Annotated in this window: 10 protein-coding genes; 5 read left to right on the top strand and 5 right to left on the bottom strand. The window is 66.8% G+C overall.

All coding sequences use genetic code 11. The annotated features are described in order from the left end of the window. Window positions 1–55: 55 nt before the first annotated feature. A complete protein-coding gene (locus tag V6U71_RS04170) occupies window positions 56–1546 on the bottom strand; it encodes an acyl-CoA synthetase (protein WP_411341070.1) in 1491 nt (496 codons plus the stop codon). Window positions 1547–1712: 166 nt separating this feature from the next. Here V6U71_RS04170 and V6U71_RS04165 point away from each other — a divergent pair, with 166 nt between their 5' ends. The 5 genes from V6U71_RS04165 (at window position 1713) to V6U71_RS04145 (ending at window position 9136) form a co-directional block, all read left to right on the top strand. After that, window positions 1713–2837 (top strand): DUF1501 domain-containing protein, encoded by a 1125-nt coding sequence (locus tag V6U71_RS04165; protein ID WP_411341069.1) that lies wholly within the window; start codon window positions 1713–1715, stop codon window positions 2835–2837. Between the two features lie 53 nt (window positions 2838–2890). Then, entirely contained in the window at window positions 2891–3319 is a 429-nt protein-coding gene (locus tag V6U71_RS04160) for a hypothetical protein (RefSeq protein WP_411341068.1), read from the top strand. 111 nt (window positions 3320–3430) lie between these two features. Further along, complete coding sequence (locus V6U71_RS04155; RefSeq protein WP_411341067.1) at window positions 3431–4663, top strand: TolC family protein; 1233 nt, start codon at window positions 3431–3433, stop codon at window positions 4661–4663. Then, window positions 4660–5904 carry an efflux RND transporter periplasmic adaptor subunit gene (locus V6U71_RS04150; RefSeq protein ID WP_411341066.1) on the top strand — a complete coding sequence of 415 codons (1245 nt, stop codon included), beginning with the start codon at window positions 4660–4662 and terminating at the stop codon, window positions 5902–5904. The genes V6U71_RS04155 and V6U71_RS04150 overlap by 4 nt, the downstream gene beginning before the upstream one ends. A gap of 28 nt (window positions 5905–5932) precedes the next feature. Continuing rightward, window positions 5933–9136, top strand: a complete 3204-nt coding sequence (locus V6U71_RS04145) for an efflux RND transporter permease subunit (protein WP_411342306.1) — start codon at window positions 5933–5935, stop codon at window positions 9134–9136. A 92-nt stretch (window positions 9137–9228) separates the two neighbouring features. Here V6U71_RS04145 and V6U71_RS04140 read toward each other — a convergent pair whose 3' ends face one another. The 4 genes from V6U71_RS04140 to kdpC all read right to left on the bottom strand — a co-directional run bounded on the left by V6U71_RS04140 (window position 9229) and on the right by kdpC (window position 13627). Beyond that, entirely contained in the window at window positions 9229–9498 is a 270-nt protein-coding gene (locus tag V6U71_RS04140; RefSeq protein WP_411341065.1) for a hypothetical protein, read from the bottom strand. A gap of 171 nt (window positions 9499–9669) precedes the next feature. Beyond that, complete coding sequence (locus V6U71_RS04135; protein ID WP_411341064.1) at window positions 9670–10377, bottom strand: response regulator; 708 nt, start codon at window positions 10375–10377, stop codon at window positions 9670–9672. Then, window positions 10374–13040 carry a DUF4118 domain-containing protein gene (locus V6U71_RS04130; RefSeq protein WP_411341063.1) on the bottom strand — a complete coding sequence of 889 codons (2667 nt, stop codon included), beginning with the start codon at window positions 13038–13040 and terminating at the stop codon, window positions 10374–10376. The genes V6U71_RS04135 and V6U71_RS04130 overlap by 4 nt, the downstream gene beginning before the upstream one ends. Continuing rightward, a complete protein-coding gene (gene kdpC, locus V6U71_RS04125; RefSeq protein WP_411341062.1) occupies window positions 13037–13627 on the bottom strand; it encodes a potassium-transporting ATPase subunit KdpC in 591 nt (196 codons plus the stop codon). Before kdpC ends, V6U71_RS04130 begins: the two co-directional genes overlap by 4 nt. Window positions 13628–13634 lie beyond the last annotated feature (7 nt).

The raw sequence follows: 13634 nt of genomic DNA, 5'->3' as shown, positions 1-13634 counted from the left end.
CGCGGCGGGCCATTACGCCTCCCATGACCCGGCGCCTGGCGCCGGGTATTTTTTATCAGCCCGGCCAGTAGCGCTCGCGCACGAGGCGCTTGAGCAGCTTGCCCGTCGGATGGCGCGGCAATTCGGCGACGAAGTCGATCTGTTTCGGCTGCTTGATCCGGCCAAGGCGCCCGTGCAGCGATTGCCGGATATCCTCGGCGAGCGCCGGTCCGGCGTCCGCCCAGTCCGCAGGCTGTACGACAGCGACCACCCGCTCGCCCATTTCGGGATCGGGCGCGCCGATCACCGCGACATCGGCGACGCGCGGGTGGGTGATGATCGCGTCCTCGATCTCCTGCGGGTAGATGTTAACCCCGCCCGATATGATCATGAAACTCTGGCGATCGGTGAGATAGAGATAGCCGTCGGCATCGACATAACCGACGTCGCCGAGCGTCGTCCAACCATGGCGATTGCGGCTCGCCGCGGTTTTCTCGGGGTCGTTATGATATTCGAACGCCGGCCCGTCGGCGAAATGGATCGCGCCGACTTCGCCGACCGGGAGCGGGTCGCCATCCTCGTCGCAAATCTTCAGCGTCCCCCAGATCGCGCGCCCGACCGAGCCCGGATGGGCGAGCCATTCTGCGGGCCCGATCGCAGTCAGGCCATTGGCCTCGGTGCCCGCATAGAATTCGTGGATGATCGGCCCCAGCCACGCGAGCATCGCATGCTTGACCTCCACCGGGCACGGCGCCGCGGCGTGATAGACGACGCGCAGCGACGCGAGATTGTAACGCCCGCGCGTTTCGGCGGGCAGCTTGAGCATCCGGATGAAATGCGTCGGCACGAACTGCGCATGGGTGACGGCAAAGCGTTCGATCAGCGACAGTGCCGCTTCGCCGTCGAACTTCTCCATCACGATCACGGTCCCGCCGAGCTTCTGGACCGCCATGCACCAGCGGAGGGGTGCCGAATGGTAAAGCGGCGCCGGCGAAAGAAAGACCGTATCGGCGGCCATGCCATAGCTCGTCCGGCCGAACTCGGTCAGGGCATTGGTCTGCTCCAGCGGCCCTTCGGGCAGCGCAGGGCGGATGCCCTTGGGCCGCCCGGTGGTACCCGATGAGTAAAGCATGTCGATGCCGGGCGCTTCGTCGTCGATCGGTATCCCGGGAAACGCCGCGCGTTCGGCCACGAAATCGCGCGCGCCGGGCGCGAAAATCTCGAGGCCGGTCACCGCAATCTCCGCAGATACCGGCGCCGACGCGATCAGCACGCGCGATCCCGAGTCCGCGATGATGAAAGCAATCTCGGGCGCCGCGAGGCGGGTCGATATGCAGGTGTAATAGAGCCCGGCGCGCTGCGCCGCCCAGACGATCTCGAAGAAGCGGGCGTCATTCTCCAGCATCAGCGCGATGCCGTCGCCGCGCACAAGGCCGAGCGAACGCAAAAGATGGGCGCCCTGGTTCGACCGGGCGTCGAGCTGGGCATAGGTAACGGTTTCGCCGGACCCCGCCATCCGATAGGCGGGTTTGTCGGGCGTGAGGCGAGCGTGGACGGACGGATGCATCCCATATGCCTGATCCGGCGAGCGGATTCGGTCCAATCGGCATTCGCGGGCCATCAATCGACGGACGCTATGAATTCGCGTACCAGACAAACAGCGCTGCATTCCGAAAGGCGGCGAACGACGAGCGGGGCATCCTGTCAGCCCGGCCTTTTTGCGGAGACAGAAGATGATCCTCTCACGCCGCTCACTCATCCTGTCCGGCGTCACGGCCGCTGCCGCCGGTTCCTTCCCCGGCCTCGCCTACGCCGCTGCCGGCACGCCGAAACGCCTCGTCTTCATCATGCAGCGCGGCGCCGCCGATGGCCTCGCCACTGTCGCACCCACCGGCGATCCGGCCTTTGCCGCGGCGCGCCGGACGCTGGCCGACGAAACGGCGGGCGGGGCCAGACTCGACGCGATGTTCACTCTCCATCCGTCGCTCGCGCAAATCGCCGGCCTCTATGCCGGCAAGCAGGCGCATTTCGCGCACGCCGTTGCAACGGGCTATCGTGATCGGTCGCATTTCGACGGGCAGAATATGCTCGCGGGCGGCGGCTTGCATCTATACGGCCGCGAGGACGGCTGGATCGGACGCCTGCTCCCCTTGCTGCCCGCCGCCGAGCGCGACGCGATCGCAATCGCCGCGGCCACACCGCTCGCACCGCGCGGGACGGTAATACCCGACACCTATGCATACAGCCGCCTGCCGCGAGCCGATGCCGATCTCATCGGGCGTCTGACAACTTTCTATCACGGCGGTCCGCTGCTCCAACCATTGCGGGACAGCGCGATCAGAACCCGCGAACTGGCGGGCAACATCGGCGGAAACAATGGCCGCAACGGCGCCGACCTCGGCACGCTGGCGGCATCATTGATGCGACCCGAAGGCGGCGCCCGCGTGATGACGATCGAAACGGGCGGCTGGGACACGCATAGCGGCCAGCGCGGCCGTCTCGGGGCGCAGCTATATGGGCTCGACCAGTTGATCGGCGCGCTTCGGACGGGCCTCGGCCCGGCATGGAGCCACACGCTGGCGATCGTCGCGACCGAATTCGGACGCGCGATCGAGGCGAACAGCACCGGCGGCACCGATCATGGTACGGCCTCCGCCGCAATGCTGCTGGGCGGCGGATTGGACAATGGTGGCGAGGTATCGGCGGACTGGCCCGGCCTCGGCGCGGCTGCCCGTCACGAAGGACAAGGCCTCAGGCCCACCCGCAGCCTCGAAATCATGGTCGCGAACGCGGTCGCGCATCATTATGCACTCGACCCGAAACGGGTCATGGCCACCCTCTATCCGGATATCGGGTAGGTGTTCCGCTGCGCCCGCTTGCCAACTCGTTCCGGCAAATCTACACGCAAGGCGTGCTCCGGTCCCTACCCTCGCTGAACCGTCTCGTCGCTTCGCTCTGCGTCGCGTTGATGATGTTCTATGCGACGACGATACCGGCCAAGGCGACCGACCAGCTTCAGCATTCGCCCTCGCTGATGGTCGCCCACGATCATGACACGCCGGGCAGCTTCATGGTCGATGCCGTTCACGATGATCCGGCCGATCATGCCGACCATCATGCTCCGGCGCCGGATACCGACGACCAGCCGAGCGACCATTTCGCCGGCGGGCATCATCACCATGGCGATACCGGTCCCAATCTTCTGGTCCCGGGCGATGCGAATGCGCTCGGCGGCTTTGCGGCCGGCAACCTCCACGGCGTACGGCCCGACCGGCAATTTGCGGGCCTGCGGCCCGTCGACCCCGAGCGCCCTCCCAGACTCCACTCGCTGAACGCCTGAGTTTCCCGCGCCTCCTGAGGCGTGGGCTGTTCCCACGCCTTTCAGCGAGGCTATTATTCCATGTATTCCTTATCTCGAGCGCGTTTTCGCGCGCATAAAGCCCGTAGAGCTTTGCTCTGCGGGGGTGTCCTGCTCGCTGCCGTAGCGCAGCCGGTCGCGGCACAAAATCTCGGCCTGGACGAGGCGCTCTCGCGCGCTTCGACCGCCGATCCCGCCGTTGCCGCCAATATGGCGCGGCTGGAAGCCGCCGATGCCGCCATTCTCCAGGCCGATGTGGGGCCACGCGATGTCGTCGGGGTCGATTTCGAGAATTTCGCCGGGACCGGCCCCTATTCCCCCCTCGGCCGGTATGAAGCCACCGGCTGGTACGAGCGGACGTGGGAGCGGGGCGGCAAGCGCGAAGCGCGGATCGGCGCAGCCCGCGCCGATGTCGCGGTCGTCGCGCAGCAGAACCGGGTTCGGCTGCTCAACCGGCTGGCGCGCGTGCAAGCCGGCTGGGTCGAAGCCCTTGCGGCAGAAGCAGCCATCCCGGTCGCCGAAGCACGGCTTGCCGACCTGCAACGCGTCGAGCTCGATGTCGTGAAGCGCGTCACCGGCGCGCTGGACCCGTGGTTTTCGGCCGAGCGGGCGCGGACCAATGTCGCGCAGGCCGAGATCGCGGTCGAACAGGCGCACGAGAATGCCCGGCTCGCCCGGGCGAGCCTCGCTGCCTGGTGGGGCGGAACGGGCGATTTCAAACTCGATCCGGCCGCCTTCCGGCAGATCGGCACCGATGTCCCCGCGGCAGGCAATTCGGCGGATCTCGCGGTGCTCGCCGCCGAGATCGCGGCCGCAGAGGCCAAAGTCAAACTGGCCGAGACCGGCAACGTCGCCGACCCGAGCGCTCGCATCGGCCTGCGCCAGTTCGGCGAGGGCAGCGACTTTGCGGTCATGGTCGGCGGCTCGATCCCGCTCGGGACGAAGGCCGCCAACCGCGGCAATGTCCAGCGGGCGCAGGCCGAACAGCGTGCACTCGAAGCCGAGGTCGCCGTATCGCGGGTCGAGATCGATCGCGAGATCGACCGGTTGGTTGCCGACCGCCGCCTCATCGCCGTCGAGGTCATGCGCATCGATGCCGAGGTGCTGCCCAGCGCCGAACGTGCCGTGCGCCTAATCCGCGACGGGCTCGCGCGCGGCGGCACGGCCTTCACCTTCCTTGAATTCAGTCAGGCCCAGACGGCGGTCAACGATGCGCGATCGCGCCGCATCGACCTGCTGCGCCGGTTCCATCTGCTCGGGGTTCGCCTCGACCGGCTGACCGGGCGTCACGCTCCCTGGCTCGCAAAAATGGAGACGATCCGATGAACAGATATCTGCTGGGGGCAGCATCGGTGCTCGCCCTTTCGCTTCTTGCCGCCTGCGGCGAAGCCACGCCGGGAAAAAACGAGGGCGCGGAAGCCGCCGCGGCCGGCGAATATGAGCGGGGCCCGCATCGCGGACGCATGCTCCGCGACGGCGATTTCGCGCTCGAAGTCACCATCTTCGAAGATGGCGTCGACCCAGAGTTTCGCGTCTATGCCTATCGCGGCGACAAGCCGGTGAAGCCATCCGAGGTCAAGCTGACGATGGAGCTGGGGCGTCTCGGCGGCAAGATCGACCGCTTCGGCTTCACACCGCAGGACGATTTTTTGCGCGGCAGCGGCGTCGTTACCGAACCGCACAGCTTCGACGTCCGCGTGGTCGCGTCCGAAAGCGGCCGCAGCCACAAATGGGCCTATCAATCCTATGAAGGCCGCACGGTCATCACCGCCGAGGCGGCAAAGGCGGGTGGCATCAAGACCGAAGCGGCAGGTCCCGCGACGGTCAGCGACCTCATCGACATGGGCGGCCGCGTCGAGATCACGCCCGAGGGCAAGGCCGAGGTGCGCGCGCGCCTGCCAGGGCTGATCGTGTCGCTCAGCGGCAGGCTGGGGCAGCAGGTCCGCCGCGGCCAGGTCCTGGCGCGCGTCGAATCGAGCCATTCGCTTCAGGTCTATACGGTGACCGCCCCGATCGGCGGCACGATCGTCGAAAAGAACGTCAACGTCGGCGATACGACCGGCGACCGCGCGCTGTTCGCCATCGCCGACCCGAACCAGCTCCACGCCGAATTCTTCGTCTATCCCCGCGATGCCGAGCGGGTGCGCGTCGGCCAGCCGGTCGCGCTCAAGAGCCTGTCGGGCGACGGCCGGTTCGCGGGCGAGGTCGAGGCGGTGCTGCCGACCGCCGATGTCGCGAGCCAGACGATGCTCGCGCACGTCCATCTGCCGCCCCAGGCCTCGCGCGAATTTCGCCCCGGAATGGGGGTCGAGGGCAGCTTCGCGGTGGCACAGGCCGATGTGCCGCTCGCGGTGCGGACCAAGGCGATCCAGCGCTTCCGCGATTTCGAGGTGGTCTTCATCAAGGTCGGCAACACCTATGAGGTCCGCATGCTCGATATCGGGCGCCGGACGCCCGAATGGACCGAGGTGCTGGGCGGTCTGCAACCCGGCGACGTCTATGTGACCGACGGCGCTTTCCTGATCCGTGCCGACATCGAGAAATCGGGGGCCAGCCATGACCATTGATATCGCCACCCCGCCGGGCAAGCTTCCCTTGCTCGAGCGGATGATCGCTGGCGCGATCCGCTTCCGCTGGTCCGTCCTCGCCATCGTCGCGCTGCTTTGCGCGATCGGTGTCTGGAGTTTCCAGCGGCTGCCGATCGACGCCACCCCCGACATCACCAACGTCCAGGTCCAGATCAACACATCGGCGCCCGGCTTCTCCCCGCTCGAAGCCGAACAGCGCGTGACCTTCCCCGTCGAAACCGCGGTCGCCGGCCTGCCCGGGCTTAAATATACGCGATCGATCTCGCGCTATGGCCTCAGCCAGGTCACCGTCGTGTTCGAGGATGGGACGAGCATCTATTTCGCGCGGCAACTCATCAACGAACGGCTGCAAACCGCGCGCGAACAGCTTCCGCCGGGCGTTTCGCCCGAGATGGGCCCGATCGCGACCGGGCTCGGCGAAATCTTCATGTACACGCTGGAGGCCGAACCGGGAGCGAAAAAGCCCGACGGTTCGGCATATACGGCCGAAGACTTGCGCACCCTGCAGGACTGGGTCATCCGCCCGCAGCTTCGCGGGACCCCGGGAGTGACCGAGGTCAACAGCATCGGCGGCTATGAGCGCCAATATCATGTGACTCCCATCCCGGCGCGGCTGTCGGCCTATGGGCTGACGCTCGCCGATGTCGTCCAGGCGCTCGAACGCAACAACGACAATCGCGGCGCCGGCTATGTCGAGCGATACGGCGAGCAATATCTGGTCCGCACCCCGGGGCAAGCGGCCGGCATCGACGATCTGAAATCGGTCATCGTCAGCAACCGGAACGGCATCCCGATCCGCGTCGCCGATGTCGCCGACATCGGCCTCGGCGAAGAGCTGCGCACCGGTGCCGCGACCGAGGACGGCAAGGAAGTCGTCCTCGCCACGGTGATGATGCTCGCAGGGGAGAACAGCCGCGTCGTCGCCAAGGCAGCAGCCGAGCGCCTCGCGGTGGCGGCGAAGGCGCTCCCGCCGGGCGTGAAGGCGGTGCCGATCTACGACCGCACCGATCTTGTCGAACGCGCGATCTGGACCGTCGAAAAGAACCTGCTCGAAGGCGCGTTGCTCGTCATCGTCGTGCTCTTCCTGCTGCTCGGCAATGTCCGCGCGGCGCTGATCACCGCGGCGGTCATTCCGGTCACGATGCTGATGACGATCACCGGCATGGTGCGTGGCGGCGTGTCGGGCAACCTCATGAGCCTCGGCGCGCTCGACTTCGGGCTGATCGTCGACGGCGCGGTCATCATCGTCGAGAATTGCCTTCGCCGCTTCGGCGAGGCGCAACACCGGCTCGGGCGGCTGCTCGACCGCAGCGAGCGCTTCAAGCTTGCAGCATCGGCGACCTCCGAAGTCATCCGGCCGTCGCTGTTCGGTGTCCTGATCATCGCGCTCGTCTATGTGCCGATCTTCGCGCTCACTGGCGTCGAGGGAAAGATGTTCCATCCGATGGCGATCACCGTCGTGATGGCGCTGACCGCGGCGCTCATCCTGTCGCTGACCTTCGTGCCCGCAGCGATCGCGCTGTTCGTCACGGGCAAGGTCGAGGAGAAGGAAAGCCGCCTGATGGGCTGGGCACGGCGCGCCTATGCGCCGGCGCTCGACAAGGCGCTCCGGCTGCGCGCGGCGTTCGTCGCGGGTGCCGTCGGCCTCGTCCTGCTCTCAGGTCTCGCCGCCAGCCGGATGGGGTCGGAGTTCGTCCCGAACCTCGACGAAGGCGACATCGCACTCCACGCGCTCCGCATTCCCGGCACCAGCCTGTCGCAAGCGGTCCAGATGCAGGCCGCGCTCGAAGCGCGAATCAAGCGCTTTCCCGAAGTGGAACGGGTGGTGGCAAAGATCGGCACCGCGGAGGTTGCGACCGATCCGATGCCGCCGTCGGTTGCCGACACCTATGTGATGCTCAAGGATCGCAAGCTATGGCCCGACCCGAGGAAACCGAAGGCCGAGCTCGTCCGCGAAATGCAGGCCGCGGTCGCCGAGATTCCGGGCAATAATTACGAGTTCACCCAGCCGATCCAGATGCGGTTCAACGAACTCCTGTCCGGGGTTCGTGCCGACGTCGCGATCAAGGTCTTCGGCGACGATCTCGATACGCTGAGTAAAATCGGCGATGCGGTCGAAAGCGTGGCGTCTAAGATCGAGGGTGCGCAGGACGTCGCGGTCGAGCAGGTCACGGGGCTGCCGATGCTCCAGATTACCCCCGATCGCGCCGCGCTTGCCCGCTTCGGGCTCAATGTCGGCGACATCCAGGACGTGGTCGGCGTGTCGATCGGCGGCGTCGAGGCCGGGCAGATTTTCGAAGGCGACCGGCGCTTCCCGATCATCGTCCGCCTGCCCGAGACGATGCGCGAGCGGGTCGACGAAATCGGGCGGCTTCGCATCCCCCTGCCCGCGATCGGCCCGTCGAGCGACGTGACGCTGGGGGCGGCCCCCGATGCCGGCCTGCGCGGCTTCATCCCGCTCGCGGACGTCGCGAAGATCGAGGTGGTTGTCGGGCCGAACCAGGTCAGCCGCGAGGACGGCAAGCGCCGCGTCGTCGTAACCGCCAATGTCCGCGGCCGCGATCTTGGATCGTTCGTCGACGAACTGCGGACGAAGGTCGGTGGCGAGGTCGAGGTGCCCCCCGGCTACTGGATCAGCTACGGCGGGACGTTCGAGCAACTGATCTCGGCCGCGAAACGGCTCCAGCTCGTGGTCCCGGCGGCCTTGCTGATGATCCTCGGCCTGCTCTACGCGCTGTTCCGGTCGTGGAAGGATGCCGCGGTCGTCTTCTCGGGGGTGCCGCTGGCGCTCACCGGCGGCGTCGCGGCGCTGCTGATCCGCGGGATGCCGCTGTCGATCTCTGCCGGGGTGGGCTTCATCGCCCTCTCCGGCGTCGCGGTGCTCAACGGCGTTGTGATGCTGAGCTTCATCCGCCAGCTTCGCGAAAGCGGTACGGGCCTCGACGACGCGATCCGCGAAGGCGCCCTCACCCGCCTGCGGCCGGTGCTGATGACCGCGCTGGTTGCGAGCCTCGGCTTCGTGCCGATGGCGTTCAACGTCGGCGCCGGCGCCGAGGTGCAGCGGCCGCTGGCAACCGTGGTCATCGGCGGGATTGTCTCCTCGACCATCCTGACCTTGCTCATACTCCCGGCGCTCTACCGCATGGTGCATGGCCGCCGGTCGAAAGGCGAAGCGCCGCCGCGGCCGGTCGCGGGAACCGTCCCCGCCTGAGCATCGCCCCGCGCGCCGGACGCGGCGCGCGGGGCCCTCCGCTTTTCGAGGGGTCAGATGGTCTGGCAGCCTTGCAGACTCAGCCACCGCACCTAATCGCGATCGGGCAGCTGTTGCCAGCGCTCGGAAACTTCAACCGACACCCAAAGCCCGGGCCCGACGAACAGAAGCGCGCTGCCTGCGCTTCCGCAAATGAAAGTCAACGCGGCTAGCAGCATCATGAATGCCGTCGCGTCGCGTGCCGGCGTCGTCTGCACAAGGCAATGGAGCCGGACTGCGACCGGCCAGCCGATGACGAGAAGCATGGCGCCGCCGATGCGAAGGCCCAGACGGGCGGCGAGCGTTTCCTGCCATTTTTTCATGAAAACCTCCAAAGGAGGTTATCCAGTTACGCCGGGCGGCATAGTAATTCGAGATCGCGAAACGTCGCCCCGCATTGAGATTGCATATGATCGGCCGTGAGGCTTGATGATCGAACCTCGGCCATTCGGAACGACTTGCTCTCTACCGCCGCTTACGTCGGCATCATATTTTCATTCGCCGGAGCGCTCCGTCCCGAGCCGCAAGCGGTAGCCGATCCCGAGTTCGTTGCCGATGATCTGCGGCTGCTGCGGATCGGCTTCGAGTTTCTGGCGGAGCGTGCGGATCAGCACGCGCAAATATTCGACATGATGCTCATGCTCGCGCGGCCACACTTCGTCCATGAGCTGCTTGTGCGTGATGACGCGCCCGGGAAAGCGGGCGAGCTGGGCGAGCACTGCATATTCCTTGGGCGTGAGATGAACCTCTTTGCCGCCCTTGGTCACGCGCCGGGCGACCAGATCGAGTTTGACGTCCCCGACCGTCACGGCAAGATTGCCGCCGTCGCGCGTCAGCCGGTTCCGCAAGGCCACGCGCACCCGCGCGAGCAGCTCGTCGGTGTCGAATGGTTTCGTCAGATAATCGTCCGCGCCAAGGTCCAGCGCCGCGACCTTCTCGTCGGTCGCGTCGCGCGCCGATACGACGATCAGCGTCGCCTCCGACTTCTGCTTGACGAGCGGAACCAGTTCGAGCCCGTCACGATCGGGCAGGCCGAGATCGAGCAGGATGATGTCGGGTCGCTCCGCACCGAGGCGTTCGATCGCCTCGCGCGCATTTTCGGCCTCGGCGATCGCATAGTCGGCCCGCTCCAGCGCCGCACGGATCAGGCGGCGGATATGGCGTTCGTCATCGACGATCAGGATCTTGTGGCGAATTTTCATGGAATATCCTCGACGGTCATATCCTTGACCAGCAGCGCTTCGGGGATGCGGATCGTGAAGCACGCACCATGCGGTTCGCCATTGTTGCCCGCCTCGACCGTCAGCCCCATCGCCTCGGCAAAGCCCTTGACGATGGCAAGCCCGAGCCCGGTGCCATGCTTGGCGCGGTCGCTGCCTTCGAGCCGGGTGAAGGTTTCGAAGACGCGCGTCTCGTTGCCGGGCGCGATACCGGGTCCCTGGTCGATCACCGACAGCAGGACGGCATCGGCGATGCGCCTCGCGCGAATGGTGATCGGCGTGCCGGGATCGGCGTAGCGTCCTGCGTTGTCGAGCAGATTGATCAGGCAATGATGAAGCAGCACCGGATCGACGCGCACGAGCGGAATGGCGGGCGCGATTTCGATCAGGACATCGTGCCCGGCCAGCGAGGCGCGGGTGTCATGCGCGGCGCCCGCAGCGGCGTCGAATAACTCCGTCGCTTCCGCCTTCATCGGAAGGGCGCCGGCCTCGACGCGCACCATGTCGAGCAGGTTCGAGACAAAGCGGTTGAGGCGCAGCGCCTCGGTCTCGATCGTTTCGGCCATTTCCGCCGTGGGATGGCGCCGCATCTCCTGCGCCGCCGACAATATCGTGGTGAGCGGCGTGCGGAGGTCGTGGCTGACCGATGACAGCAACGCCGAGCGCAGCCGGTCGCGCTCGTCGACCTGCCGCGCTTGAAGCGAGGCTTCCTCGAGTTCCATGCGATCGAGCGCAATTGAAGCCTGATCGAGCAGACTCATCAGCAGCGGCACCTGATCCGACCGCACCGGCGCTTGCGCATCGTCGCGCGTCAGCCCGAGCACCCCGAGTACACCGCGCGTGGTCTGTAGCGGGTGAAAAAGCCAGTCCGACGCGGTCAGCGTTGCCGAACCCCGCCCGGCGGGCTGCGCATTGTCCATCGCCCACTGCGCCGCCGCCCGCTCGATCTGTTCGAGCCGGTCTTCGGGCGGCACGGCGGCGCGGAGCGTCGGGCCATCGGCCGACGGCAGGAGGAGGACGGTGCGGACGTCGAGCAGGCGGCCGACCTCGGCGCAGATCGCCTGCATCAGCCTGTCCTGATCGGGCGCCGCAGTAAGCTGGCGCGAGAAGCTGGCGAGCGCCGCATTCTGGCGGGCGCTCGACTGCGCAAGGTCGGCCTGGGCGCGCACACGCGCCGCGAACTGGCTGGTGACGATGGCGACGCCGAGCAACACGAGGATGCTGATCACATTCTCGGGGTTGTTGACGGTCAGCGTGCCGGTCGGCGGCAGGAAGAAGAAATTATAGGCGAGGCTCGATACCAGCCCCGCGAACAGCCCGGCGCGCAGGCCAAAGGTCGCCGCCGCAAACATGACGGGGACCAGATAAAGCAGCGAAATATTGCCCAGGTCGATGACCTCGATGAGCAGGCGGCCAAGCGCCGTCATCGCGGCGACCATCGCGAGCGACCAGATATAATGTGACGGCTTGCCCCAACGCCCGGGGACCGGAGGCGCGGGCCGTTCCGCCTTGACCTCGGGCTCGCCCGGCAGGACGTGAACCGCGACATCGTCGATCGTCCGCACGAGCTGATCGACGACCGAGCCGTGACGCATCTCGAACCACCAGGGGCGGCTCGATTTGCCGATCACGATCTGCGTCGCGCGCGCGTCGCGCGCAAAACTGCGGAGCCCCTCGACAACGCTCGCGGCAGGAACGGTAGCGGTCGAGGCGCCGAGCCGCGAGGCGAGCGCGAGTGTGTCGCCGAGTTGCCGCCGGTCGTCGTCGGTCATCGCCTGACTGCGCCGCGTCTCGATATAGACCGCGCTCCACGGCGCCTTCAGCGCGTCGGCGAGCCGCTTGCCCGCGCGGACCAGTTCGGCGGCGACGGGAAGCTCGCTGACCGCCACGACGATCCGTTCCCCCACCGCGAAGCTGCCTGCAAGCGCGTGGCTGCGGACATGATCGAGCATCTGCGCATCGACCGCCTGCGCGGCGCGGCGCAGTGCCAGTTCGCGGAGCGCGGAGAGGTTCGATTTGGAGAAGAAGTGCGTCAGCGCCCGCGACGCCTCCTGCGGAATATAGACCTTGCCGTCGCGCAGCCGTTCGATCAGCTCGTCCGGCGGAATGTCCACCACCTCGATCTCGGCATTTTCGAGAACCGAGTCGGGCACCGTTTCGCGCACCCGGACGCGCGTGAACGATGCCACGACATCGTTCAAACTTTCGACATGCTGGATGTTGAGCGTCGAATAGACGTCGATCCCGGCACCCAGCAGTTCCTCGACGTCCTGATAGCGTTTGGGGTGGCGGCTGCCCGGCGCGTTGGTGTGGGCAAGTTCGTCGACGAGCACGAGCCCGGGGCGTCGTTCGAGGATCGCATCGATGTCCATTTCGCCGAGGCTGTGGCCCTGATGATCGACCTCGCGTCGCGCGACGATCTCGTGGCCGTGGACGAGTGCCTCGGTCTCGCGGCGGCCGTGCGTTTCGACCACCCCGACCACGACATCGACACCCGCATCGCGGCGCTGACGGCCGTCGGTCAGCATTTCCCACGTCTTGCCGACCCCCGGGGCCGCCCCGAGAAAGACCTTGAGACGGCCGCGGCCTTCCTGCGCCGCCTGACGCAGAAAGGCCTCGGGTAATGGTCGGTCGGCTTCGGTCACCTCGCCGGTTTAGCCCCAAGTGCATCGAGTCGTCGATTGAGCTTGAACAGATTGACGCGCGGCTCGCCCAGAAAACCCAGCAACGGCGTCTCGACCGCCTGTTCGACCAGCCTGCGAACCGCAGCGGGGTCGAGCCCGCGCACGCGCGCCACGCGTTCGCTTTGGTAAAGAGCCGCCTCGGGGCTGATATGCGGGTCGAGCCCCGAGGCGGAGGTCGTCACCAGGTCAGGCGGGACGTTCGGCCCTGGCGCCGTTTCGGAAAGCCGGACGACATCGGCCCGCACGCGGTCGGCGAGCGCCTGCGACGTCGGGCCGATGTTCGAGCCCGACGAGGCCATTCCATCGTAACCGTCGCCAGCCGCCGACGGCCGGCTGTGGAAATATCGCTCGGACGCGAAGGCCTGCCCGACGACGGTGGAGCCGACGACGATCCCCTTCTGGCGTACAAGGCTGCCGTTCGCCTGATCGGGGAAAAAGGCCTGTCCGATACCGGTGATCGCGAGCGGATAGGCGAACCCCAGCAGCGCCGCGAAAAGCAACGTCATGACGAGCGCCGGACGCAGCGAACTGATGAGATCCTTGTGCATGAATAAT

Source organism: Sphingopyxis sp. J-6 (assembly GCF_046603995.1).
Taxonomy (GTDB): domain Bacteria; phylum Pseudomonadota; class Alphaproteobacteria; order Sphingomonadales; family Sphingomonadaceae; genus Sphingopyxis.
Note: the sequence above shows the minus strand (reverse complement) of the source record. Positions and strands in the feature narration are given on the sequence as shown.